Source organism: Enterococcus sp. DIV0840, from assembly GCF_050527835.1.
Classification (GTDB): Bacteria; Bacillota; Bacilli; order Lactobacillales; family Enterococcaceae; genus Enterococcus_L; species Enterococcus_L ureasiticus.
The window spans coordinates 722718-749530 of sequence record NZ_CP172876.1; the positions used below are offsets into that span (position 1 = coordinate 722718).

25 protein-coding genes and 1 pseudogene are annotated in these 26813 nt (G+C 35.4%); 21 read left to right on the top strand and 5 right to left on the bottom strand.

What is annotated here, in order from left to right; genetic code table 11:
* Positions 1–201: 201 nt before the first annotated feature.
* The 4 genes and pseudogenes from IGL98_RS03370 to IGL98_RS03385 form a co-directional block, all read left to right on the top strand.
* Positions 202–873 (top strand): annotated as a pseudogene (locus tag IGL98_RS03370) (ABC transporter transmembrane domain-containing protein); the annotation flags it as partial.
* Between the two features lie 183 nt (positions 874–1056).
* Positions 1057–1755 (top strand): ATP-binding cassette domain-containing protein, encoded by a 699-nt coding sequence (locus IGL98_RS03375; RefSeq protein WP_242590160.1) that lies wholly within the window; start codon positions 1057–1059, stop codon positions 1753–1755.
* A 19-nt stretch (positions 1756–1774) separates the two neighbouring features.
* On the top strand, positions 1775–2005 hold the full coding sequence (locus tag IGL98_RS03380; protein WP_206841415.1) for a hypothetical protein: 231 nt from the start codon (positions 1775–1777) through the stop codon (positions 2003–2005).
* A gap of 303 nt (positions 2006–2308) precedes the next feature.
* Positions 2309–3250, top strand: coding sequence for an NADP-dependent oxidoreductase (locus IGL98_RS03385; RefSeq protein ID WP_206841417.1), 942 nt, complete (start codon positions 2309–2311; stop codon positions 3248–3250).
* A gap of 39 nt (positions 3251–3289) precedes the next feature.
* On the opposite strand, the gene IGL98_RS03390 is transcribed toward IGL98_RS03385, so the two are convergent.
* Positions 3290–3589 (bottom strand): ArsR/SmtB family transcription factor, encoded by a 300-nt coding sequence (locus IGL98_RS03390; RefSeq protein WP_242590159.1) that lies wholly within the window; start codon positions 3587–3589, stop codon positions 3290–3292.
* A gap of 115 nt (positions 3590–3704) precedes the next feature.
* On the opposite strand from IGL98_RS03390, the gene IGL98_RS03395 reads away from it, so the two are divergent.
* The 9 genes from IGL98_RS03395 to IGL98_RS03435 all read left to right on the top strand — a co-directional run bounded on the left by IGL98_RS03395 (position 3705) and on the right by IGL98_RS03435 (position 12462).
* Positions 3705–4343 carry a nitroreductase family protein gene (locus IGL98_RS03395; protein WP_206841421.1) on the top strand — a complete coding sequence of 213 codons (639 nt, stop codon included), beginning with the start codon at positions 3705–3707 and terminating at the stop codon, positions 4341–4343.
* Between the two features lie 13 nt (positions 4344–4356).
* A complete protein-coding gene (locus IGL98_RS03400) occupies positions 4357–4722 on the top strand; it encodes a DUF1304 domain-containing protein (protein ID WP_206841424.1) in 366 nt (121 codons plus the stop codon).
* 163 nt (positions 4723–4885) lie between these two features.
* Positions 4886–5482: a nitroreductase family protein gene (locus IGL98_RS03405; RefSeq protein ID WP_069645769.1), complete on the top strand. Its 597-nt coding sequence runs from the start codon at positions 4886–4888 to the stop codon at positions 5480–5482.
* Between the two features lie 24 nt (positions 5483–5506).
* Positions 5507–6352, top strand: a complete 846-nt coding sequence (locus IGL98_RS03410) for a VOC family protein (protein ID WP_206841426.1) — start codon at positions 5507–5509, stop codon at positions 6350–6352.
* A gap of 370 nt (positions 6353–6722) precedes the next feature.
* On the top strand, positions 6723–8138 hold the full coding sequence (locus IGL98_RS03415; protein WP_206911926.1) for a lectin like domain-containing protein: 1416 nt from the start codon (positions 6723–6725) through the stop codon (positions 8136–8138).
* Positions 8139–8195: 57 nt separating this feature from the next.
* Positions 8196–9020: a hypothetical protein gene (locus IGL98_RS03420; protein WP_206911925.1), complete on the top strand. Its 825-nt coding sequence runs from the start codon at positions 8196–8198 to the stop codon at positions 9018–9020.
* Between the two features lie 498 nt (positions 9021–9518).
* Positions 9519–10160 carry an ABC transporter ATP-binding protein gene (locus IGL98_RS03425; protein WP_206841430.1) on the top strand — a complete coding sequence of 214 codons (642 nt, stop codon included), beginning with the start codon at positions 9519–9521 and terminating at the stop codon, positions 10158–10160.
* A complete protein-coding gene (locus IGL98_RS03430; protein WP_206841432.1) occupies positions 10157–10915 on the top strand; it encodes an ABC transporter permease in 759 nt (252 codons plus the stop codon). Before IGL98_RS03425 ends, IGL98_RS03430 begins: the two co-directional genes overlap by 4 nt.
* Before the next feature lie 146 nt (positions 10916–11061).
* Positions 11062–12462 (top strand): glycoside hydrolase family 1 protein, encoded by a 1401-nt coding sequence (locus IGL98_RS03435; protein WP_206911924.1) that lies wholly within the window; start codon positions 11062–11064, stop codon positions 12460–12462.
* Between the two features lie 55 nt (positions 12463–12517).
* On the opposite strand, the gene IGL98_RS03440 is transcribed toward IGL98_RS03435, so the two are convergent.
* The 4 genes from IGL98_RS03440 to IGL98_RS03455 form a co-directional block, all read right to left on the bottom strand.
* The gene (locus IGL98_RS03440; protein WP_206911923.1) at positions 12518–13240 is read right to left on the bottom strand and encodes a GntR family transcriptional regulator; all 723 of its coding nucleotides are present in this window, start codon (positions 13238–13240) and stop codon (positions 12518–12520) included.
* Between the two features lie 73 nt (positions 13241–13313).
* Entirely contained in the window at positions 13314–14582 is a 1269-nt protein-coding gene (gene celB, locus IGL98_RS03445; protein ID WP_339099616.1) for a PTS cellobiose transporter subunit IIC, read from the bottom strand.
* A 190-nt stretch (positions 14583–14772) separates the two neighbouring features.
* A complete protein-coding gene (locus IGL98_RS03450) occupies positions 14773–15582 on the bottom strand; it encodes a TPM domain-containing protein (RefSeq protein ID WP_206841438.1) in 810 nt (269 codons plus the stop codon).
* Positions 15583–15588: 6 nt separating this feature from the next.
* Positions 15589–16188, bottom strand: coding sequence for a LemA family protein (locus IGL98_RS03455; protein ID WP_206841440.1), 600 nt, complete (start codon positions 16186–16188; stop codon positions 15589–15591).
* 461 nt (positions 16189–16649) lie between these two features.
* Here IGL98_RS03455 and IGL98_RS03460 point away from each other — a divergent pair, with 461 nt between their 5' ends.
* The 8 genes from IGL98_RS03460 to IGL98_RS03495 all read left to right on the top strand — a co-directional run bounded on the left by IGL98_RS03460 (position 16650) and on the right by IGL98_RS03495 (position 26813).
* The gene (locus IGL98_RS03460) at positions 16650–17537 is read left to right on the top strand and encodes an SDR family oxidoreductase (protein ID WP_206841443.1); all 888 of its coding nucleotides are present in this window, start codon (positions 16650–16652) and stop codon (positions 17535–17537) included.
* Between the two features lie 30 nt (positions 17538–17567).
* Positions 17568–18002 (top strand): DUF2188 domain-containing protein, encoded by a 435-nt coding sequence (locus IGL98_RS03465; RefSeq protein ID WP_206841445.1) that lies wholly within the window; start codon positions 17568–17570, stop codon positions 18000–18002.
* Between the two features lie 125 nt (positions 18003–18127).
* A complete protein-coding gene (locus IGL98_RS03470; RefSeq protein WP_206841447.1) occupies positions 18128–18985 on the top strand; it encodes an AraC family transcriptional regulator in 858 nt (285 codons plus the stop codon).
* 195 nt (positions 18986–19180) lie between these two features.
* Positions 19181–20620, top strand: coding sequence for a family 1 glycosylhydrolase (locus tag IGL98_RS03475; RefSeq protein ID WP_206911787.1), 1440 nt, complete (start codon positions 19181–19183; stop codon positions 20618–20620).
* A gap of 50 nt (positions 20621–20670) precedes the next feature.
* Complete coding sequence (locus IGL98_RS03480) at positions 20671–22092, top strand: PTS transporter subunit EIIC (RefSeq protein ID WP_206911788.1); 1422 nt, start codon at positions 20671–20673, stop codon at positions 22090–22092.
* Between the two features lie 26 nt (positions 22093–22118).
* The gene (locus IGL98_RS03485; protein ID WP_206911789.1) at positions 22119–24326 is read left to right on the top strand and encodes a glycoside hydrolase family 65 protein; all 2208 of its coding nucleotides are present in this window, start codon (positions 22119–22121) and stop codon (positions 24324–24326) included.
* Positions 24327–24483: 157 nt separating this feature from the next.
* The gene (locus IGL98_RS03490) at positions 24484–26535 is read left to right on the top strand and encodes a BglG family transcription antiterminator (protein WP_206911790.1); all 2052 of its coding nucleotides are present in this window, start codon (positions 24484–24486) and stop codon (positions 26533–26535) included.
* Positions 26532–26813: a PTS sugar transporter subunit IIB gene (locus IGL98_RS03495; RefSeq protein WP_206841459.1), complete on the top strand. Its 282-nt coding sequence runs from the start codon at positions 26532–26534 to the stop codon at positions 26811–26813. Before IGL98_RS03490 ends, IGL98_RS03495 begins: the two co-directional genes overlap by 4 nt.

Here is a 26813-nt window from a genome sequence, read left to right on the forward strand (position 1 = left end):
ATCCCAGACTCATTGTTTTGTCTTATTAAGCTATAATTTGTTCCCATGGAAAACGTCCATTTCTTTTATGGAAATCCCAAATGCCAGCCCATGTAAGTTTTTTAACCCACCAACTAACCATTTTTACCCCTCATTTCATTTTTGTTAATCTTATAGTACAATATAATTGAGAAGACATTTAATTCATCAATAATTTTTACCATAGTTTTTTTTGTTATAGTTGAAATTATATTTCAAATTTTTTCTGGTTATATGTTACAAAGATTGGGAATTAGTTTAGTCTATCAACTTAGAGAAAAAGTAATTAGTCAGATTCTTAATTTAAAAAAAGAAGAAATTGATAATTTTTCTTCTGGAAATTTAGCTAGTATGTTGACCAATGATACATCAGCTTAATTCCATTTAATTAGCACTACCTTTCCTTCTTTTTTAATATCGTTAATCTCAGTTATATTTATGTCAATAACTTTATTCTATTTAAGTTTACAGCTATCTATTGTTTTGTTGATTTTAATTCCTATACTGTGGATAATTTATTTTCCTTTAGGGAAAACATTGGCAAAAATTTCATTTGAAATACAGAATAACATTGGAAAACTAACTGATTTCGGTCACTTTATTTCTAATAAAAATGAATTCATAAAAGTAAACCTAACTCGAGACTTTGAATATAAAAAAGGAATGAATTTAATTAAGTTTTTAAAAAATATTTCGAAAAGACAAGCTAAAATATTTGCTATAGTTACCCCTTTTGTGAGTATGCTCTTAATATTCAGTGTTCTTTCAGTTATTTCTTACGGACTATATTTGGTGAAGCTCGATAGTTTATCTATTGGTAGTTTAATTGCTTATTTAACTTTATTTTTTCAACTTATTAATCCTTTAAGTGAATTAGGAACTTCGATTTCCCATTTTAAAGGTATAGAAGGGGCTTCAAGAAGGATAGAGGAGCTATTAAGCAATGATAACGTCGAATGTAATAAAAATAATGAGTTGGATTTTAAATTTAATGGTATCGAATTTAAAAATGTTTCTTTTTCTTACAAAACTAGTTCAATGAATGTTGTAGTTGATCCCATTTTAAAAGAAATTAATTTTACAGGAAACAAAGGACAGTTGATTGCATTTGTGGGTCCTAGTGGTTCTGGGAAAACTACTCTTTTTTCTTTAATTGAAAGATTATATACAAAATTTGATGGAACTATTAAAATTGGTAACTCATCAATAACAGAAATTCCTTTAAATGTTTTAAGATCACACATAAAATATGTAATTCAAGATTATCCGGTTTTTAGTGCAACAATTAGAGAGAATCTAGTTTATGGTTTAAAGAATTCATTTACTGACGATGAATTGCTTCGCGCTTCTGAATTGTCGAATTTCAGAACAGTAATTGATAATTTGCCTAATGGATTAGACACTATAATTTCAGAAGATGGAATTTCTTTATCTGAAGGTCAAAAACAAAGACTTGCAATTACAAGATGTTTTATAGCGGATTCTAGTGTATTGTTATTAGATGAGGTAACTTCTGCATTAGATGCTGTTTCAGAAAAAATTGTACAAAACTCGATAAATTTTTTGGTAAAAGAGCAATCTAAATTAATTTTAGTGAACGCACACCGATTATCGACAATTCGGCAAGCGGATCAAATTATTTTTTTAGATAAAGGGATTATTACAGGAAAAGGCACTCACGAAAAATTATTGAATGAACATGATATGTATAGAAAGTTCATTGCAACCCAATTTTAAGTTTAGGAGATTTTTTATTATGTTATTAACAACTGCAATTTTTATTCTGATGTTTTTTCTAGTGGCAATGGGTTTGATTTTTGATATTAAAAATAATGTTAAGTTAAATAAAAGATCTTTAGCTTCATGTATCTATCTTATTATAATTAGCTTTGTTTTATTTCTTTTGGTAGTGGTAATTTTTTATCATAGAGAGTTTCCGACTCCACAACCTCAAATTGCATACTTAGGTGGTGACATATATGCGTAAAGGTTCATATTCGAAAAAAAAATCAATAAAAGAAGTTATTAGTGTCTGCTGTGATGTTTTTTTAGATATAATTGCCTATATTTTTCATTAAAATATTACTAAAAAAGATAAATCGTGACCATGCTCATTTTTTAAGTGTAAATGGATATTGTTTGTGATTGAAAACTGAGATAATAGTAAAATTAAGTCCAAATTTATGAGTCTTCATGATTCTTATTTTTTGTAAGCATATTTTTTACCTAAATAAAAAATAAGGAGTATACTAAGTTCACATTTTGTTTACAAGACGGAGGAATCATAATTATGAAAGCAGTAGTCATCAATCAATATGGTAGTAAAGAAGAATTAACCGAACAAGACGTAACATTACCTGAATTAAAAGAAAATCAAGTACTCGTTAAAGAGCATGCAACCTCAATCAATCCAATCGACTGGAAATTAAGAGAAGGCTATTTAAAACAAATGTTTGACTGGCCGTTCCCCATTATTTTAGGCTGGGATGTTGCGGGTGTCATCACAGAAGTCGGTAGTGGTGTAACTGATTGGAAAGTCGGCGATAAAGTTTTCGCTCGTCCAGAAACAACACGTTTTGGTACGTATGCAGAGGAAACGATCGTTGATGATACTCTATTAGCGAAAATTCCTGACAATGTTAGTTTTGAAGAAGCAGCGGCTGTTCCTTTAGCTGGATTAACTGCCTTACAAGCACTTTTTGATCATGGAAAACTGCAAAAAGGCGAAAAAGTCTTGATTCATGCTGGAGCTGGCGGCGTAGGAACTTACGCAATTCAGTTAGCTAAACAAGCGGGTGCTTATGTTATTACAACTGCTAGTGAGAAAAATCATGACCTACTTAAAAAATTAGGTGCAGATGAAGTGATTGATTATCATACAACCAACTTCGCGGAAGTGTTAACAGATATCGATGTAGTCTTTGATACGATGGGTGGAGATATCCAAAAATCTAGCTTTTCTGTTCTAAAACCAAATACAGGACGTTTGATTTCAATTGTTGGTATTGCAGATGAAGCGTTGGCAAAAGAAAAAAACATCAAAGCCGAAAGTATCTGGCTACAAACAAATGGAAAACAATTACAAGAAATTGCCGATCTAATGGCTTCAGGAAAAGTGATTTCAGTCGTCGGAGAAGTTTTCCCATTTTCTAGACAAGGCGTTTATGATGCACATGCCTTGAGTGAAACTCACCACGCAGTAGGAAAAATCGTCATCAAAATGGCTGACTAACTAAATAGACCATCATCAACGGAATTTGTTGATGATGGTCTATTTGTTTGATTTTCCTGCTCTAAAGCGAATCAGTTCTATTAATCCAGGCAATTCTCGTTGGATGTACTCTTGATTCAAAACATATGTTTTAGCTGTCCCGATTTTGATTTCTTGAATCAGCTGAGCATCCTTAAGCAATTTTATATGGTGAGATAAGGTAGATTTTACAATGTTATATTTTTCTGAAGTTATCCGTTTTTCACCATCAAGTAATAAGCAAGTAAGGATATTCAAACGGATCGGATCACTGACTGCTTGCAATGCTTGAAGAACAGGATCGTTGTTGTTATCGATCATTTTATTTTTCATAAACAGATTATAACATAAACTTTCTACTTTACATATTGCGGAGGGAGTGATATATTTTTAATGTTCGAAAATAATCGAACAAAAGAGAGAGATGAGGGATATTATGGAAAAAACATATAAAGAAAACAATTTCGACACGATCATGAAAGGGAGAAGATCTATTCGCAATTATGATTCAACCGTTAAAATCAGCCGCGAAGAGATGGAGCAAATCATTAACGATACTGTCAAAGCACCTTCTTCTGTGAATATGCAGCCTTGGCGTTTTGCTGTTGTTGAAAGTGATGAAGGGAAAGAAGCCATCGCTCCATTGGTACGTTTTAATAAATTACAAAATGAAACATCAGCCGCAATGATCGTGATCTTTGGGGATTTAAATAGTTTTGAACATGCAGAAAAAATCTATGGTACAGCAGTGGAACAAAATTTAATGCCGCAAGAAGTCAAAGAGCGTCAATTAGAAGTATTGAGTCCTTTATTTGAGCAAATGTCGACAGAAGATAAAAAAGAAATGGCGATTATTGATGGCGCTTTGGCTGGGATGAATTTAATGTTAGTTGCTCGTGCGTATGGATATGACACAAATCCAATCGGCGGTTTTGAACGTGAGAAAATTGCTGAAGCGCTAGAGATGGATAAAGAACGGTATTATCCTGTCATGATCGTTTCAATCGGGAAAGCAAATGAAGAAGGTTATCCTTCTTATCGACTACCAGCTGCCGATATTACAACTTGGAAATAGGAGGCGTAAATCGATGCATATTATTCCGTTAGTTTTAGCTGTGATCGTTGCAATTGAGCATTATTACATTTTATATCTAGAAATGTTTCAGACAACGTCATCTGCAGCACAACGTAGCTTTGGATTGGATAAAGAATTTTTAAACGATCCAAGAGTACAAACGTTATTCAAAAATCAAGGACTATATAACGGTTTTTTAGCTACAGGAATTTTATGGGGGGCATTTTTTGCTGTTAATAGCTGGAGTGTGGTAACGTTCTTCATCGTCTGTGTGGTTGTTGCTGCTGGTTATGGCGGACTGACATCTTCCAAATCGATTTTGATAAAACAAGGTATTCCGGCAATTATTACATTAGTAACACTGTTGATTTTTAGATGATCAGAGAAAAGTTTGAGACAAGAACCCCATTGTCTTAGGCTTTTTCTTTTATTTTTGAAAAAACTTATATAAAGTAAGTCAAAACTCTTTACTTACTTTTAGTAAGACGATATACTAAGAAAGTAATCTAAAAACTAATTCGAATCGAAAAGGAGCAATACACATGACAGAATTTACTCAAGCATTAAAAAAACGCCGTTCAATCTACGCTTTAGGAGATAATCTACCACAATCACAAGAAGAAATCACAGCTTTAGTGAAAGAAGTTGTTAGAGAAAGTCCTTCATCATTTAACTCACAAACACAACGTGTCGTTTTCTTATTTGGTGATGCACATAAAAAATTATGGTCAATCACAGAAGAAGCATTGAAACCTTTAACACCTGCAGAAGCCTTCCCAAATACACAAGCTAAATTACAAAGCTTTGCAGCTGGATACGGAACATTACTTTTCTTTGAAGATATGGATATCGTAAAAAATCTACAAGAACAATTTGAACTATATGCAGAAAACTTCCCAGTTTGGTCAGAACAAGCAAGTGGTTTGACTCAAGCAAACGTTTGGACTGCATTAGCACAAGAGAATATTGGTGCAAACTTACAACATTACAACCCAGTAATCGATGAAGCTGTAGCAAAAGAATGGTCAATTCCAAGTCAATGGAAATTAAGAGCACAACTTGTATTTGGTTCAATCGAAGCACCTGCTGGCGAAAAAGAATATATGGAAGATAGCGCACGTTTCCTAGAATTTAACTAATTAACGCAACTGGAGGAGAGAAGCATGGTGGTCACATTACCTAAAGAAACGATCGTAAAACAAGTAAAATTGAATGTACAAAATCTGGAAAAAATGACAGTATTTTATACGAAAATGATTGGTCTTGTTTTACTGAAAAAAGAAAATAATACAGCTTTCTTAGGTGCTCAAGATTCTTCTGAAGCAATCATGATTTTAGAGGAACTTGTTGATCCTGTAGTAAAAGATCAGACAACAGGATTGTACCATACCGCTTTTCTCTTGCCTTCGCGTAAAGATTTAGGCAATAGTTTATTATGGCTATTACAAAACAATGTCGAAATAGGTGAGGCTGACCATGGCTACAGTGAAGCAATTTATCTAAGCGATCCAGAAGGCAATGGTATCGAAATCTATCGTGATAAACCAATATCTGATTGGGATATTCATGAAGATGGAGAGATCATTGGTGTAACGGAACAGTTAGATGCAGATGGCGTCGTCGCAGAAGCTGACGGTCAATGGTTAGGTATGGCACCTGGATCAAGAATAGGACATGTTCATTTGCAGGTCGCAGATTTAGAGGAGACAGAGAAGTTTTATGAACAACTTGGTTTTTCTTTAAAATCTAATTTTGGCAGACGCGCTAAATTCTTCGCAGCGGGTGTTTACCATCATCATATCGGGACGAACACTTGGAATGGTGAGCATGTGGCTTTAATTGGTGAGAATCAGTTGGGCTTGGTTTGGTATACATTCCAGTTGCCATCTAGAGAAGCGTTTGAGCTTTTTATCAAGGAACTTGATGAATCAGCTGTTGAGTATGCGAAGGAAAATGATCAAATCACGATTCAAGATCCAAATGGGATGCAGATTAAGTTTGGATATTAGATTGAAAAAGTCAACTTCATAATTGAAGTTGGCTTTTTTTGTGTCTGAATGACTAGTTAATATTGATGGTGTATAGTTTCTAATTTGAAAAACGATTAAAAATTAGAGTGGGAAATTTTAAAGGTAAGTTGATAAATATCTAATCTACGCTTGTTGAGACATTTGTACAAAAATAAGTCATGCTCAATATTTTTTATTGGTCATATGTTTTGAGATTATTTTCTTATGAACGTCTAAAATATTATATTCCTAAAGAAATTCCATATTTTACTGATAAAATTCTATTTAACTTAGAATACTATTTGTTTATACTTAGTATAGATATGATAAAATGTCTATTTGTACAAAAAAAAAAACAGGAAGTTGAGAAATGATTAGTAAAAAGAAAAATAAGTGGTGTGTTGGTGCGTTAGTGGTATTTTCATTTTGTAGTGTCAGTCTATCAAAGCAAGCGATAGCAGAAAGTTATCCAGCCGCTTTTGATCCGAGGCAAATGGGGACTGTGACACCTGTAAAAAAACAAATAGGTAATTTTTGTTGGGCGTATGCGGCAGTGACGGCAACTGAACAAAATTATGTTAATACAACTGGTGTTCAAGCGGATCTATCTGGAGATTACTATGCACGTCTTGTAGGGGATGATGGATATGCAGGTGTAGATACAATTTTTGAAAGAGCAATGGCCTGGCAAGGACCAGTCTCAGAAAAAGATTTTTCTAGCGACGGACCAGACTCTCATTCAAAAGAAGAACTGGCAAAAGTTCCAGCAGCGGTTCATGTTCAAGGATTTACAACATTACCTGTATTAACAAATTTCAAAACGAATACGGCAGCTGAAATTAGCGATCGGGTCAATAAAATCAAGAGTGCAATTTATAACCATGGTAATATCACTTCTTCTAGAAATGGTCTACAATCTTATCGAACAGATTATGACTCCCAAAATGTATTAGTACAAAATGCTGTTGCCTATCCTAATCATGTAGTTACTATTGTAGGTTGGGACGATTCATTTGCAAAAAATAAATTCACATATCAACCTGACAGAGATGGTGCATTTATTGCAAAAAATACGTGGGGAACGAATTGGGGACAAGAGGGGTACTATTATATCTCTTATGAATATGCTTACCTTCGTAATCAAGAGCTATATTTTGTTAATTCTGTCGAAAGCCCTGACAATTACAAAGCAAAATATGGTGAAGGAGCTATAAATGGAGGAAGAGTCATAGAGACAAAGAGCAGCAAAACATTTGGTCATGTATTTGATGCGCCGAAAGAAGCGGAAAAAATCGATGCTGTTGGCATCCGGACGGAAGTTGAAAATGTTCCTTATGAAATATATGTTAATGCAAATGGTATACCGACAAAAGGATTAGAAGGGTTCACTAAAGTAGCAGCTGGAATCAAAGCTGATATAGGTGCAACAACTATTAAATTAGACCAATCAATTCCAATTACATCAAAAGATAAGTTTTCTGTCGTAATTAAACTTACTAAACCAACGAACTTAGACAAAATGGCTATTCCTGCAGAACTAGGTGTAATAGGCAAAAAAATTTTTAGAGGCTACTCTTTAGATGAAAAAAACAATTGGAATAAGGATATTGGCACAAATTACCTATTTAATGTTTATACGAACAGCAATGAGCCTGTTAACCTAGGGATTATTAAAGACGTATTTCCAGCACCGAATTTTGCTGCTGAGATTGCTAAACAACTAGGTAAATCGATAAATGATTCGCTGACACAAGAAGAAGCAGATAAAATAAAATCTATTGGGTAAAGTGTATATCTCAATCAAGAAGTCGATAATGCACAAGGTATTGAGTATTTGTCTAATTTGGAGTATTTAAAATTTCAAGAGGGAAAGATTCAAACACTAGATCTTAGTAAAAATAAAAAACTTAAACATCTTGAGGTTTCAGGTTCATTAATAACAACTCTGAATCTTAAGAATAATCCTGAGTTGAGATGGGTAGATACTGCAGGAAATAGACTTACTTCAATTGATGTAACCAATTGTGCTAAATTACAGACGTTTCAATTGGGAACGAATAGAATAAAGGAAATTGATCTTAGTAAAAACCCTATACTAAAAACTTTGAGGATCTCTCGGAACCAATTAGAATCAATTGATGTCAGCAAAAATCCAGAATTGAATCATCTAGATTTAGGATTAAACAAGTTGGCAGAAATTGATGTGACTAAAAATTTAAAATTGTACACTTTAAGGGTGGGATACAATTCTAAAATTGCAAAAATTGATCTCTCAAACAATTCATCGTTATTAGAGCTAGGCGCAGGTGAAACAAGCGTGAGAAACATCGATACTTCAAAACTTCCTAAATTAAGATATTTAGAACTTGTTGGAAATCAGTTAAAAGAGATTGATATTACCAAGAATCCGGAGCTTGAGAATCTATATATTTGTAACAATCAACTAACAGCTATTAACTTAAAAAATAATCCGGCGATTCGTCATTTAAGCATCAGCCATAATCAGCTAAAAGTTATTGATTTAAACGCAAACTTACAGTTGATTTCTCTGGATGTTCGGAATAATCAAATCTCTTTATTAGACATAAGTAAAAATACTAAACTAGGAGAAGATAGCTATTTGACTACTGGAAATCCTGGCATAAAAGTGATAATTCCAGAATCGTAATGGGTATAGGAAATAAATGAATAGTTAGTCGGTATGAGATTAGATAGTTACCATCTTCATACGGGCTAACTCATTTTTTGTCTAGAAAGTATAGAGTTTATTTGATTTTCTATGATATGATAAAAAATGAAGAAATAATAAAGAATGAAGAGTCATTCCAAAGTGAACGTATGTGGGTGCGTATAGTTAAAATAATAGAAGTCTGAAATTATTTTTTATGACTACAATATCATTGCGGTTTATTAGTATTAGAATGATTCAGAAACGATAATAAAGGATGACGAATGAAGAAAAGTTTTATTGTAAGCCAAGTTCTATTATTAATTAATATATTTATACTCATTATAATTAAAACAAACGAACTTATTATTTTTGAAAGCTATTATTTATTATTAGCAGCATCCTTTTGGTGTCAATATTTCTTCCAGTTTTGATTTATTTGTATCTTAAACGCTAAAAAAATACTTTTCAAAAAACAGCTAAAGGACTGAGTAAAACTTGTTAAAAACCGAATCTATATCGTTTAAACATGAAGAGCAATCAATAATAACTGATTTGACAATTTCTTTTGAAAAAGGCAGTCACACCACAATTACCGGACCTTCAGGTAGCGGGAAAAGTACATTCCTTAAGTTATTGGCTTCGTTATTGACTCCAACAAAAGGCAAAATTTTTTTTAATAATCAAGATATTACGGAATTAGCACCTGAAAATTACCGCATGCAAGTATCCTACTGTTTCCAACAACCATCCTTATTTGGTGAAACAGTTCGCGATAATTTTATGTTCCCATATGAAGTACGTAAAAAAGATTTTCAAGAAAGTCACGTACTGGAGTTACTTGAAGAAGTAAAACTACCAGGAAATTATCTTGATAAAAAAATTACTGAACTATCCGGCGGAGAAAAACAGCGTATCGCGTTAATTCGCAATGTGATTTTTTTACCAGAAGTCCTACTTTTGGATGAAGTCACGGCTGGATTAGATGAAGAAAGTAAACAAATCGTTAATCAATGGTTGTTGAAGTTGAATCAAGATAAGAATATTACATTGATTCGTGTGACCCACGATGCAGAAGAAATAGCTCAGTCAACGATTGTTAAAAAAATCGTAGCAGGAAGATTGGAGGGGGAAAAATGAACTTAGCAGTGAATGATCTTTCTCTATTATTTGCTAGTTTGTTGGTGATTGTTGCGTTATTAATCAGCTACAAAGAAAAGTTAGGTTTTACCAAAGATATTATTATTAGCGTGTGCCGTGCGGTTATTCAATTGATTTTAGTTGGTTATTTACTTAAATATATTTTTCAAGTAGATAATAAAATAGTGACGCTTGTCATGGCTGGAATTATTATTATAAATGCTGCGTTGAACGCTAAAAAGCGTAGTAACCATTTAAAAAAAGGTTTTTTGATTTCTTTTATTGCAATTATTTGTAGCACAGGAGTGACAATAGGTGTGCTGGTTCTTTCAGGTGCTATTCGTTTTATACCATCACAAATTATTCCAATCAGTGGGATGATTGCTAGTAATTCAATGGTTGCGATTGGTTTGTGTTATCGAAATATGGACAGTTTGTTTCATGATCAAAGACAAGCTGTGCTTGAAAAACTAGCATTGGGTGCTGATATCAAGTTAGCTTCACGAGCGATCGTTAGGGCGAGCATTCGAACCGGAATGGCACCAACTATCGATTCAGCTAAAACGGTTGGAATCGTTAGTTTGCCTGGGATGATGTCAGGATTGATTTTTGCTGGAGTCGATCCGGTACATGCTATTAAGTATCAAATCATGGTGACATTTATGTTGTTGTCTGCAACAAGCATCGGTTCTGTCATTGCGACTTATTTAGCGTTTAAAAGTTATTATAATGAGCATAAGCAGTTGATTGTTTAATTAATTTTCTAAAAGGTAAGATGAATTTTGTCTTATCTTTTTTTATATACTTTGAAAATTAAAAGTATAGACATTTGTCGGTTTTGACTTTATAATAATAGTGAATACGATGCTTGAAAAACAATTCGATGAAAGTAGGGACAGTCATGCAAAGAACATTTAAAGAAGATTTCTGGTGGGGAGCCGCTACATCAGGTCCACAAAGTGAAGGACGTTTTAACAAAAAACATGCGAACATGTTTGATTATTGGTATGAGATTGAACCAACGGATTTTTATGATCAAGTTGGCCCAGATGTGACATCAAATTTTTATAATAGTTTTAAAGAAGATAGTGCATTGATGAAAGAAATTGGTCTAAATAGTGTCCGTACCTCGATTCAGTGGAGTCGTTTGATCGATGATTTGGAGCTTGGAACAGTTAATGAAGATGCGGTTCGTTTTTATAACGAAGTAATTGACACATTTTTAGAAGCTGGGATTCGTCCTGTGATGAATTTACATCACTTTGATTTACCTGTTGAACTTTATCATAAATATGGTGGCTGGGAATCGAAGCACGTGGTCGATTTATATGTGAAATTTGCTGAAAAATGTTTTGAATTATTTGGTGATCGGGTGAAAGACTGGTTTACCCACAATGAACCAATCGTGGTTGTTGAAGGGGAGTATTTACACCAATTCCATTATCCAAAAATCGTGGATGGTAAAAAAGCAGTGCAAGTCGCTTATAACTTGAATTTAGCTTCTGCAAAAGCGATTCAAGCGTTTAGAAAATTAGGGCTACAAAATGAAGGTGGAAGAATTGGTATCATTTTAAACCTAACACCAACATATCCAGCTTCTGACAGTCCGGAAGACTTAGCAGCGGCGAATATTGCTGAGCTATTTAACAATCGTATGTTTTTAGATACAGCTGTCCACGGGGAATTTCCACAAGAGTTAGTTGATTTATTTATCAAAGATGACGTTCTTTGGGAAAGTACGCCAGCAGAATTGGCTTTGATTAAAGAGAACACGATTGATGTTCTAGGCGTTAATTTCTATCACCCAAACCGTGTGAAAGCACCAGATATTGCACCAAATAGTGTGGGAGAGTGGCTTCCAAATCGTTATTTTGATGAGTACAATATGCCAGGACGTCGAATGAATATCGATCGCGGCTGGGAAATTTACCCTAAAGCATTATATGATATTGCCATCAATATTCGTGATAACTACAACAATATTCCGTGGTTTGTCTCTGAAAATGGGATGGGGATTTCTGGTGAGGAACGATTCATGAACGAAGCAGGTGTGGTGGAAGATGATTATCGAATTGATTTTATTCGAGAGCATTTAGAATGGGTTCATCAAGGAATTGAAGAAGGGTCTAATTGTTTTGGCTATCATTTATGGACACCGATCGATTGTTGGTCATGGGCAAATGCGTATAAGAATCGCTACGGTTTTATCTCTACAAATATCCATACACAAATCAAGACGATCAAAAAATCCGGACATTGGTTCAAAACGGTTGCTCAAACAAATACACTTACAGATAAATAAAATGAAAAATGTGGCGCAAAACCGAAAATCAGTTTTGCGTCACATTTTTTTCTGACTATGCATAATCAACATTTAAAATAGAATAGCTTCTTTGATCGTATCGATTTCGACTACAAGAAAACTCGATGGGACGTCCATTTTTTGAATAGACGACTTGCTGCACTTCCAGAACAGGATCCTCTTTTTTACAATTTAAATATTGTTGATCGTATTCATCAGACTTATCTGCTTGAATATTTCGATAAGCTCCTGCAAAATCGAGAGATAACTGTTCTTTGACATAGGTATAAATGGATTCTTTTAAAATAACTGTTGTGAGACCTGGCACTAAATCACAAGGCATATAAGTATGTTCTAAAATAAAAGGCTCCTCTTCAAGAATTCTAAGCCGGATGATCTTATAGACAGGCTGTTCTTCAGAAATGGCTAAACGCTCTTGGACTTCTTTAGAAGGAAATTCGACTTCAAATAAAATCACTTGGCTTTTCAACTTTTTATGGCGATCATGCATTTGTTTGCTAAGACCATCATATTCATTGGCAGGTGAAGTATCTTTATCCCAAAAAGAGCGATTCAATACTTTGGTTCCAGAACCGCGTTGAGAGTATAAAAGACCTTCCATGACTAAAATACCGATTGCCTTTTTTACAGTCATTCGGCTCACATTAAACTCTTTTACTAAGTCAGTTTGGTTTGGGATCAAGGTGTCTGTTTTGTAAGTATTATTTTTTATTCTTTCACGCAATGTATCTGCGATTTCTTCATATTTTGGCTTCATATCGTCACAACCTCCTCATCTGTATTGTAACTGATTATGAATGTATAGACAATTAAAGAAAAAGAAAGTGCGATTAAATCGCACTTTCTTTTTCTTTATCTAATAGGCGTAGGAACGGAAACCAAAGTAGACCAACAATCAATAGATCTATAAGTTGCAATATACCACCTAAGATGGAATTGGTTGCTAACATGCCGCTAAAGAAAATTGGAACAGTCCAAGGAACAGATACACCAGTTGGAGGTGGTACAATGCCAGCTGCCATAACAAGATAATTAAGCACCGTAACGATCAGTGGCGCTAATACCCAAGGAATTAGGATCGTCGCATTTAAAACGATTGGTAAGCCAAAAATAACAGGCTCATTTACGTTAAAAATGCCAGGCGCTAAACTTAAACGACCAATATCTCGGTATTGTTTTTTCTTCATGACAAACGCCATGATCAAAATAACGGCTAAGGTCATACCAGAACCACCCAATCCAACAGTGAACGTTTCCATAAATGGTTTTGTAATGATATGGGGTAGTTTTTCTCCAGCTTTATATGCATCTAAATTTTCTAACATCAAGGTATTCCAAATAGGATCCATTACCGAATTGACGATAATTTGCCCATGTAACCCGAAAAACCATAAGAATTGTACAAAGAATAACGCAATCAAAGTCGCTGGTAAACTACTACCTAAACCAACTAATGGTTTTTGAATAACATCATAAATAACATCATGAAGATTAGTTTTGAACAAACCAGTGACGATTGCGTTGATAAATAGAAAAACAGATAAGGTTAAAATAGCGGGAATCAACGCAGCAAATGATTTAGCGACAGCAGGTGGTACACCATCAGGCATTTTGATCTGCCAGCCTTTTTTAGTCACTCTGCAATAAATTTCACCGGCAAGAAAAGCTGCGATCATGCCAATAAACATTCCTTTAGCGCCTAAACGATCTAAAGATAAGACCCCAGAAACTTCTGTGCCATCTTCAAGCGTCATCATGAAAGGCGTTAAAAGGAGAAAACTAGCAAATGAAACAGCGCCGCCAAAAATCCCTTCAACATCATATGATTTAGACAAATAATAGCCAATACCAAATGTAACGAAGACTGCCAGGATGCTCATTGTCGCATTTTGACCGTTACCAAATAAGGAGGATAAGGTTCCTTTTGTAGCATCACTGAAAAAAGGTAAGTTATTGATAACAACAATGATCGATCCGAACATAGTTAATGGAAAAGATAACATAAAAGCATCTCTCAAAACAGAAAGATATCGGTTTTGTCCAAGTTTATTGGCAAGCGGCATGATCTTTTCTCCAAGAGAATCCATAAAACCATTCATACTAATCAGTCCTTTATATTCTATTTGTAATCGATTACAAATAGAATATACCACTTTAGTTATCAAATGTCTATACTTTTGTTTTTAATGATTATGTATATGTGTGGTTACGAGAACTAAAAAAAGAGCAAACCCTTATTGGTTTACTCTTTTCTTGATTTGTTTAGATAAAATAGGAACGTTTTAGTTTTTAAATACTAGCGCCGCCACCGCCGGAAGAACCGCCGCCTCCAGAGAAGCCACCTCCACCGCCGAAGCCGCCGCCACTTGAAGAGCCACCGCCAAAACCGCCGCCGCCCCAATACCAAGGACCACTTCCACGGCCACCGCGACCACCACGTCCTCCTTTAGAAAGCAGGAAAGGTAAGATAATCAGTAAGACAAAGAAAATACTGAAAAATCCTTCTCCATCAGAACTGTCTTCTGATGCAACTTGCTCTATCTCGTCATCGGACAATGCATTTTTATCGGCAGGATAATCATAATGTTTATCAATCAAAGTAGTGACTGCATTAAATGTATACTGTAATCCTTTATTGATTGAAGCGTCATTATTTGATTTCAAATCGTCTTTAGCATGTTGCAGAATATTTCCAGCAACGCTATCGGTGATAATTCCTTCTAAACCATAGCCGACTTCGATCCGGACATTCCGTTGCCCGTCATTGATAGCATACAGAATCAAAACGCCGTTGTCTTCTTTTTGATTTCCGATTTTCCATTTCTGAAAAAGGTCAGGTGCGTAACTGTCGATACTGTCACCGTCAGTCGAATCGATCACTGCTAAAACAACTTGAGGAGCTTCTTTTTTCTCTTTATAGAGCTCGCCTTTTCGCTCAACTAAATTTTTAGTTGTTTCATCAAGGATCCCCGATTGGTCCAAGTAAAAATGATCTGGTGAAGCGGGTAATTCAGCAAATGCAGGTACTTGAAAGCTGACGAAAAAGGTGACAAGGAAAAATAATACGCTGGGCAATAAACCTCGTCTAAGAAGTTTCATCGATCATCACTTCCCACTAGAAGTGCTAGTAGAATTATCAAAATTCACAGAAGGTACAGTGCTGGCTGTTGGATCAGCTTTAAAGTAATCCTTCTTACCTAGACCCATCATATTTGCAAAGATATTTTTAGGGAAAGAAACCACTTGTTCGTTGTATTCTTTCACGACATCATTGTAACGTTTCCGTTCAACCGAAATGCGGTTTTCCGTTCCTTCTAATTGAGTCATTAACGTTTGCACGTTATCATTTGATTTCAATTCTGGATAATTTTCATTGATGACATTGATCAACGTACCAACAGATTGATCTAATTCTTGACTGGCTTTGATTTTGTCTGAATCGTTATTAGCTGAACCGTATGCTTCGCGGGCTTTCGCGATATCACCAAAGACTTTTTGCTCTTGTTGCATGCTACCTTTAACGCTGTTGACTAAGTTAGGAACGAGATCGGCTCTACGCTGCATCACATTTTCGACTTGGCTCCATTGTGATTCGACAGATTGTTCTTTCTTTGCTAATCCGTTGTATTGACTGACTCCGAATACACCTAATAAAACAATGGCAATTACGACAATCAATCCAACTCTTGTTTTGTTGTTTTTCATAAATTTCTCCTCCTAAAATTTAAAAGTATATCGGGCTCGTCCAGTCTCGACAGAAAAATAGGAAAATATGATTGTGACGCTTTATGTCACAGGCAAATTTTATCTTTTTTCCTAGAGACTAGTTCGTGAAACTAGATAAAAATAAAAGTGTATCGGGCTCGTCCAGTCTGAGAAACTAGATACCAATAAAAGCTGAACGAGCTCTTTTAGCTTGATGTAATGATATTGTAATGTTTCTGAAATAATTTGTCATCCATCTTAAGACCTATTTTTTTATAAATAAATCCTTCTATACAGTTAATTATAAGGATTTCTAAGTGATAAGCCAAAGAAACTGACTTTTATAAAAACTTCTTTAGTAGAAAAACAGATGATTTGTCAGTGGCTAGAATTTGTATTATGGTAAAAGAGTAAGCTGGTCTTACTTTTTAACTGGCAACAAATTCATAGGAGGAATCAAGATGACAGAAAAAATCGAAAATCCGTTAACAAGATTCTACGATGGAAAATTTGAAAAACAATCACAAGAAGCACCTGCGTTACAACAAAAAATGACGCCTGTACCTGACTGTGGAGAAACATCATACAAAGGATCGGGTAAATTGGCAGGTCGTAAAGCATTGATCACGGGTGGGGATTCTGGGATTGGATGTGCAGCGGCTATTGCATATGCAAGAGAAGGTGCTGATGTAGCAATCAATTACTTACCTTTTGAAGAAGCAGATGCTAAAGAAGTTAAATCGTTGATTGAAGCAGAAGGTCGTAAAGCGGTTTTATTACCAGGTGATTTAAAAGAAGAAACATTCACTCGCAAACTCGTTCATGATGCAGCGAAGGAGTTAGATGGCTTGGACATTTTAGTCCTTAATGCAGGAATGCAACAATCTGTGGAGAACATCAAAGACTTATCAACGCAACAAATCATGGATACTTATACAACAAATATCATTTCAATGTACTGGGCAGTGCAAGAAGCGCTGGATTATTTGCCAAAAGGTGGTAGTATCATCACAACGACTTCAATTCAAAGTGCCGAACCAAGTGCAAATTTATTAGATTATGCAGCGACCAAAGGAGCGATTACCTCTTTTAGCAAAGGCTTATCGGCACAATTAGCTGATTCAGGCATTCGTGTAAATACCGTTGCACCAGGTCCAATTTGGACAGCGTTACAGATTTGTGGAGGTCAACCTTCTGAAAAAATTCCTGAATTTGGTCAACAAGAATCGATTGGCCGAGCTGGACAACCAGCTGAATTAGCTGCCGTTTATGTATTTTTAGCTTCTAATGACGCAAGTTATGTCACTGGACAAGTCTATTCGATCACAGGTGGTAGTTTCTTTGCTTAACAGATTTCATTACTAAGGAGATGAAGCACGATGCCTTGGGATTTAGAGGATTATCCAAGTTCGTTTAAAAACTTTGAACCTTTGTTAAAAAAGAAAGCAATTGAGATTGTCAATGCGTTAGTCAGTGAAGGATATCCAGATGATAGAGCAATCCCGATTGCAATTTCTCAAGCTAAGAAATGGTTAGCTGAAGCGACTGAAGCTGAAAAAGTTGCTTTTAAGAAAGAGGCAGATCCAAAAAAAACGGACAAACATAGCGATAAAAAAATCAATACCGATTTATTAGATAATGACGTTCTAGTTTACTTCAAGGAAAATCGCTGGTACGTTCAGACGAAAAATGCTGAAAAAGCAGACGATTCATTTACTACGAAAGAACAAGCCATGGAACGAGCGAAAGAAATCGCTAAAAACAAAGATTCAAAAGTGATTGCCTATAAAAAAGATGAAGTACCTGAAAAATAATGAGGAAGCGCCTAAAACGAGTATAGTATGTGCTGGTTTTGGGTGTTTCTTTTTCTATTTCGCTAAAAAGAGAAATTATGTTAGAATAATCTGCAAAACCAAGCCAAAAGAAAAGGGGAAAATCAATGGCTATATTTTTAGAAATGCCGACATTAGACCCAGAATTTCCTTTCAGAATTATTTTAAATGATGGAAATATTTTGACTACACCTCACTGGCATCGAGAAATCGAGTTGATTTATGTGACAAAGGGGAGTATCAATTTAGGCATCAACGACCAACCGTATACCTTATCAGAGGGAGAACTGGTAGTGATCAACGGTGGGAATATTCATTATGTGCTAGCTTCACCTGGTAGTGAGCGAGTCGTTTTTCAATTTGATCTTACGTTTTTTGCTACTCTAAATACAGATGAAATCAATTTAAATCATTTTTTTGAAGTAGTCGAACCATTGAGTCCAAAGTGGGATAAAGCAACAGAGGCTGCTGTTAGAGATACACTAATAGAAATGTATAACGAAGAGCAAAATCAAAATCTTGGCTTTCAATTTCAGCTAAAAGCCGATTTACTGAAGCTACTCGTGTATCTTTTGAGAAATGTTCCTCAAAAGCAAGAAATGCATACACCCCATGAAAAAATTCAGAGCAAAGATATCCTTGAAAAGCTAGATCAAGTTTTTAGATATGTCGAAAAAAATTATACGAAGAAAATTACGCTAGAAGAGGTCGCAGCTTCGATCGGATACAGTCAATTTTACTTTACTAAATTTTTTAAACGGAATACCGGAAAGACGTTTATAACGTTCTTAAATGATTATCGTATTGATAAGGCAAAATGGCTATTGATCAATTCACCAGATACCGTTTCTGACATCATTAGTCAAATTGGGATTGAAAGTGATAAAACATTTTATCGCTTGTTCAAGCATTCAATGGGAATGTCGCCATTGAAATATCGGGAAAAAATGAGCATAGAAGTATAATGAGGCAAAACTAGTTATTGGTTTTGTCTTTTTTTGTACAGCAAAATATGAGAATGATAAGGCAAATTCAAGGGATTGTAACCGCTTCTAAATATTTTATAATCAAGGTATGTTGAAAACACGTGTATAAACAAGCGCTTATAAACAAAAGTAAATAATGATCATAGTACTATTTTTGAGAATAGAGGGATAAAGATGCAAGCACAGACAGGATTTTTATGGGGTGGAGCTATTTCGGCTGCTCAAACAGAAGGAAATTATTTGGTCGATGGTAGAAACATGTCGAATTTCGATTATCTTCCATTGAATGATCAACGGTTAAAGCCCGTCTATTTAGATCAAGAACATACGATTTTAAATCCAGAGAAAGAGGAAATCTACCCAAGCCGTACAGCAATTGGATTTTATCATACCTTTAAAAAAGACATCAAATTGTTAAGTGAGCTTGGTATCAATAGTTTTCGCTTCTCGATTTCATGGTCTCGGATTTTTCCAACAGGAGAAGAAGCTGCTCCAAATCAAAAAGGCTTGGACTTTTATGAACAAATTCTCGGAGAACTTGAAAAATATCAAATCGAACCGATCGTAACCATCAGTCATTTTGATTTACCTTTTCATTTAGTGGAAAAATACAATGGTTGGCAAAGCCGTGAAGTTGTTGATTTATATGTAAAGTATGCTAAAACGATCATGACGTATTTCAAAGGGCGAATCAAGTATTGGATTCCATTCAACGAGATGAATATGGTGTTGCATATTCCTTTTATTGGCGGCGGTATCACGTTTAATTCAAAGGAAAATCCATTACAAATCCAATATCAAGCGGGGCACCATCAATTATTAGCCAATGCACTAACGATCAAAGCTGGAAAAGAAATCAATCCAGACGCTCAATTTGGTGCAATGCTGGCAGCTGGCAAAACATATGCGTATACGTGTGATCCAGAAGATGTGTTTGCTGCTCTCAAAAGTGAGCGGGAGAATTTACTCTTTTCAGATGTTCAAGTTTTTGGGGAATATCCTAAGTTTACTACGAACTTCTTTGAAGAAAACCATATTCAGCTAAACGTGACAGAACAAGATAAGTACGTTTTAAAAGAAAATACGGTTGATTTTGTTTCATTTAGTTATTATTCCAGTGCCTGTACGTCAGCGAATCAAGATGGATTAGAAAAAGTCGCAACGAATGGGTTTATGACTGTTAAAAATCCGTATTTACCAGAAAGTACTAGTGTGTGGCAAAATGATCCATTAGGACTTAGAATCACGTTAAATCAATTATATGATCGTTATCGGAAACCACTATTCATTGTTGAAAATGGTTTAGGAACACAGGATGTATTAAAGAATCAAAAAATTGATGATGAGTATCGAATCGATTATCTAAAAGGACATATTCAAAATTTATTGCTGGCATTGAATCAAGATGGCGTGGATTTAATTGGTTATATGATGTGGGGAATTATTGATTTAACAAGTGTGAGTGAAGGGCGTATCAGTAAACGCTATGGTGTAATCTACGTTGATTTGGATGATGAGGGCAACGGAACCGGAAATCGATTGAAAAAGGCTAGTTACGATTGGTATCAAGAAGTTGTGAAAACCAATGGCGCTGCGGCATTTAATGATTATTAGAGTTTGTTGAAAAAATCAGCTACATGTTTAAACTGAGAGGGGAAAGAAACATGACATCAAAAGACAATTATAATGAATTAGCGCAACAAATCATCGAAAACATCGGCGGAAAAGAAAACATTGTATCTGCTGTTCATTGTGCAACTCGATTACGTTTTCAATTAAAAGACGAAAATAAAGTAAATGAACAAGCTTTAAAAGAACTTAATGGTGTAGTGGATATCAATCCAACACCTACACAATTCCAAGTGATCATTGGCAGTCATGTAGGCAAAGTATTTGCAGCAGTTATCGATCAAGGAATCGTTAACGGAGATGCTGAAAACAGTGACACTCCAAGTGAAAAACAAGAGACAGGGATCTTCAACAAAATCGTTGATACGATCACGGCTTGTATGACACCAATGATTCCAGCACTTACGGCTGCTGGGATGATCAAAGTGATTTTATCGTTAAGTACGACTTTCCATTGGTTGTCCAATGAATCAAGTACGTACCGTGTATTAGATTTTATTGGGGACAGCGCCTTTTACTTTATGCCGATCTTGTTAGCGGTATTTGCTTCACGTAAGTTTAAAGTGAATACGTCACTTGCGGTAATTGTTGTAGGAATTTTATTGCATCCTAATTTCACTACCTGGGTTGCAAGTGGGGATCCGATTTCATTTTTAGGTATGCCAATTCAAGGAGTGGGCTATGCGGCTTCTGTTATTCCGGCTTTATTGACCATTTGGATCATGTCTTATATTGAACGTGGCGTGGACAAAATCACACCTAGTTCTCTGAAAATTATTTTAAATCCGACGTTGGTATTACTGATCACAGCACCTTTAGTATTGGTCGTGATCGGGCCTTTAGGAAATTATGCTGGTATGGGACTTGCTTGGTTGATCAGTTTACTAGAAGGAAAATTAGGTTTTATTATGGTAGCGCTTCTTGCTGCAGGTATGCCGTTTATCGTAATGACTGGCATGCATCATGCGCTGACACCGATTTTTGTTGCTTCATTTGCTGCGACAGGAACCGAATCATTGATTTTGGTTGCTCAAGTTTGTGCTAATCTAGCGCAAGGTGGTGCATCATTAGCAGTAGCGTTGAAATCAAAAGATAAAAGTGTTAAATCAATTTCCACTGCTGCTGGAATTTCAGCTATCATGGGAATTACGGAACCGGCCTTATATGGCGTAACGATGAAGTATAAAAAACCATTGATTGCAGCGGTAATCGGTGCGGGGGTTTCTGGTTGTTTTGCAGGGATCATGCATGTTACGCTTTATGTACCGCAAAATAGTGTAATGGCGATTCTTGGATTTTCTGGGGATAAAGGCGTAGCGAATGTGATTGCAGGAGTATTGATGATGAGCATGTCACTAGTCATTCCATTTATTTTGACATTGTTTTTACAAAAGGAGTCAAAGCCGAATCCTTCTAGCAAAAAAATAGAAACAAAAACAACTGCTTCTGCTATTTAAAAAAAGCGAAACAAAGGAGAAAATAGATGAATTCTGAGTATTTACTGACTTTAAACGATCTTAATAATCAAAGTCCTGAATATATTGAAACCTTGTTTGCATTGAGCAATGGTCATTTAGGGATCCGTTCATCCAGTGTTTTAAAAGGCAAAAAAAAACACGGCAATCCTGGAACATTTATCAATGGATTTTATGATACGCATCCTATTGTTTATGGAGAATGGGCCTATGGTTATGCGAAAAATCATCAAACGATCGTAAAACTGCCTGATATAAGAAGTCTCATTATCGAAATTGATGGAGAAAAGTCAAATGAAACAGATTGGCTTGTAGAACAAACCGATTTTCAATTAAATATGAAAACAGGCATGTTGGAAGAACGTTATGAAATCGAGACATCGCAAGGAAAGAAATTTTCACTAGCTCTTTGTTCATTTCTTTCCTATTCACATTCTGAGATTAGTGTTTTTCAGTATACGATCGAAGCGTTGAATTTTTCGGGTGAGATGATGATCACTAAAAATATAGCATTTCAGGAGAATAAAACCAACGATGAAGGGTCGATCGATCCACGAGTTGCTTCTTCTAAAAGTAAACTTAGAATGAATCAGTTAAACGACGAGTGGACCGAAGTGAAAACCGAATTCAGTGGACAATCTGTTTTGATTTCTCAAACGCTGAAGACCTCTGATGGAGCGAACGAAGTCGGAAGTCAAACAGTATCAAAACGAGTTGTTGCTCAAAAGAATCAAGCAGTCACTTTGACAAACTATGTCGTACTGTCAAAACCTCTTGCGACAGATAATGGTCAGGTCATCGAGACAGAAAAAGACAAGTTAACTGAAATTAGGAACAACCTAGCAATGGAACAGTTAGTCAAAGAACAGATACAGCATTTTTCTGAATTCTGGCAAGCAAGTGATATCGAAATCACGGGTGACCCGATTCTTCAAAAAGGGATTCGTTTTAATTTATTCCACTTATATCAAAATTCAGGTCGAGATGGTCTGACGAATTTTGCGGCGAAAGGATTGACTGGGGAAGGGTATGAAGGACATTATTTCTGGGATACGGAAATGTATATGTTGCCATTCTTTATCTATACGCAGCCGAAAATTGCGAAGCAATTATTGAATTATCGGGTCTCGATTTTACCAAAAGCACAAGAACGTGCGAAGGAAATGGCTCAAGACAGCGGAGCTTTATTTGCTTGGCGGACGATCAATGGAGAAGAAGCCAGTGCATATTATCCTGCTGGAACAGCTCAAATTCATATCAATGCCGATATAGCCTACGCTTTTCAACTATATGAACGGGTAACAGGTGATCATCAATTTATCGCAGAATCTGGTGCTAAAGTGATTGTTGAAACCGCCCGTTTTTGGTTAAATTACGGTAACTGGGTCGGTGATGACTTTTGCATCAATGGTGTGACTGGACCGGATGAATATACAGCGTTGGTCAATAATAATTACTATACGAACAAAATGGCGCAAAATAATTTAAGGTATGCAGTTACGTTAGCACAGCGATTGAACGTAGTTTCAAAAGAGGAATGGTCTGCTTGGCAAAAAGCGGCTGAAGGGATGAAACTACCTTATGATCATGAAAAACAACTGATCAAGCAAGATGATACCTTTTTTGAAAAAGCAAAATGGCCGTTTGAAGAAACACCAAAAGAGAAATATCCGCTATTACTACATTATCACCCGATGATCATTTATAAACATCAAGTATGTAAACAGGCGGATGCCTTACTAGCTGAAATGTTGTTTCCACAAGATTACTCAGTGGAGCAAATTCAAAGAGATTATCAATTTTATGAGGAAGTTACGACCCATGATTCTTCATTGTCACGTTCTATCTTTAGTATTCTAGCTAGTCGGACGAAGCAACTAGACAAAGCATATAGCTACTTTATGGATACAGCGCTGATGGATCTAACGGATTTACAAGGAAATGCCAAAGATGGGATTCATGCAGCAAATATGGGCGGTAGCTGGCTAAGCATTATTTATGGATTTGCTGGCTTATCAAGTGCAGGTCAAACGATCCAACTTGAAAATCTTTTACCAAAAGAAATTGAAGCCTTAGCATTTAAGCTAACTATTCATGGGACACAAGTCAAGGTTACAATGAATCAAAAAGAATTGAAGGTAACACTTTTAGAATCAAACGATCGATTGTCGGTAGAACAAGTGTCTGAAAATAAGGTGAGCGTTGTAATCGACTAACAAAATAGCTATGGAGTCAGTAATCAATTGACTTCCATAGCTATTTTGTTATTTTTTTAATTGAGTCCAATCATTTTGAAAAATCAAAAATAGATTAGACTCAACGTTTCTTTGATTTGTAGCGTTTACATTATATAGTAAGTATAGGAGGGACAAGATGATTGATTATCGAATGAGTTATCTTATCAATAGGCCGGACAAAGTGGGTTACACCATTCAAGAAATCAATGAGATTACAGGGTTATCTACAGAAACAGTGATCGATCAGCTAGGAAAACTCAATGAGCAACTGCAGCAATTTTCCTACGAACCAATTTCTTGGGAAAAAGACAAAATCTATTTCTCAAAGCAAGTAGCTGATAAATGGTTGGAACTTCATTTTGGTAAGTTAGAAACGGAAATCGTTTATTCAGAATATGAAAGACAAGCCTTGCTTTATCTTTTGACGTTTATAGCAGAAGAGGATCTATCTGTTTATCATTATCAAGAATTTCTTCAAGTTAGTAAGAATACAATTTTAGCGGATATCAAAAAGTTGCGGAAACAGTTAACTAAGCAAAAAATCAGTTTGGATTATTCACGAAAAAGTGGTTTTTATTTGTCTGGATGTGAAGAGGATATTCGGATTCAAGCCCATCAGATGATCGCAAAAGTAGTTTCGTCTGTTTCAGGAAAATGGGGATTGAAAAAAGGGTTGATAAAGTATTCAAAAACAGTTGAAGCAGACGTTCGTTCTTATTTTTTTGAAGCAATCAAGGCGAGTGAGTTAGTCATTGTGCCAAGTCGAATTGAAGAGACGATTTATTTTATGGCGTATGTTTTAAGACGTGCAAAAACATGTACTTTTAGATTGGATACACAAGCAAGAGATACGTTAAAAGAGCTAAATGCTTTTAATGGAAGTCAGTTGTTTTTGGCTGAATTTCCTGAAATCCTTGAGCCTAAAAATGAGCAATTGTATTTCACGTTGATTTTTATGACAATCACACAAGGAGAAATCCGTGATACAGCGTTGGAATTTTTACTAGAATGTGCGAGTCAGATCATTCATGAAATGGAACGTTTATCGGCAATCGAGTTTAAAGCTTATCGGAAATTATTACTTGACCTATTTTATCACTTAGTGCCAGCTTTTTTTAGAATCAAGTATCGTTTTTCGCTAGCGAATGTGTTGACTGAAGAAATCAAAGAACAATATGGTGAACTATTCGCCTTAACCAAAATAGCATTGCATCCTTTAGAAATGTTGATAGGTCAAGCAATCCCAGATGAAGAAGTTGGGTACTTCACGATTTTATTTGGTGGTGAAATCGGCAATCAACGAGAATTAAATCGGGTGATCCGCTATAAAGCGTTGGTTTTATGTCCCAGCGGTATTAGTTCGTCTTTGATTATGCAATCGGAGTTGAAGGAACTTTTTCCAACGATTGATTTTAGTTTAACGACCACGGTGGATCAATTAGAAAGTATTTCAGAATCTGAATATGATGTGATTTTTTCTAGCGTTCCGTTGAATACACTCAAAAAAATATATTTAGTCAATCCGATCATGTCTCAATTGGAAAAGAATAATCTGATTCGCTGTGTGCAAGAAGATTTATTGATCCCAGGAATTGTTGTCCCTTCTATAGATGAAATTATTGAGACTTTATTACCCTATATAGAGTTAAAAAAAGGTATTACCAAAGAAAAAATGTACCGTATCTTAAATCGGAAAATGATCAAAAAATTGAAAGCGAAAGAAGATGAGAAGCCAATGTTATCAGAGTTGTTAACGATAGACATGATCCAGTTGACGGATAAAAAATTAAATTGGGAAGAAGCGATTGCTTATGCGGCCCGACCATTGAAAACCCACGGGAAAATCACAGAGGATTATATAGAAGCCATGATTCAAAAGGTCAAAGATTACGGTGCCTTTATTCATATTGGCAAAGGAATCGCATTACCACATGCAAGGCCTGAAGATGGCGTCAAACAATTAGGGATGTCTCTTTTAAAGGTGGAAGAACCTGTCTTTCTTTTAGATGATTCAAAGCATGAAATCACTATTTTTATCTGTTTGGCAGCTATTGATAATGAAATGCATTTAAAAGCATTGGCGAGTTTAACGAAAATTTTATCGAACAAAGAGAATTTAGAAAAGCTATTAGCAGCAAACGATCAAGAAACAATTATTCAGTTATTAAAGGAAGGAGAATCGTTATGAAAATGGCAGCAGTTTGTGGATCTGGCTTAGGATCTAGTTTTATGGTGGAAATGAATATCAACAGTGTGTTGAATGAATTAGGTGTAACAGGAGTTGAGGTGGCGCATTACGATATGGGCAGTGCAACGCCGGATTTGGCAGATGTCTTTTTTGTAGGTGGCGATTTAGCAGATAGTGCGCAGCATTTAGGGAATGTGGTTGTTTTAGAAAGTATTATCGATATGGATGAATTAAGAGAAAAAGTCAGAGCAGTTTGTGTAGAAAATGAATTACTCTAA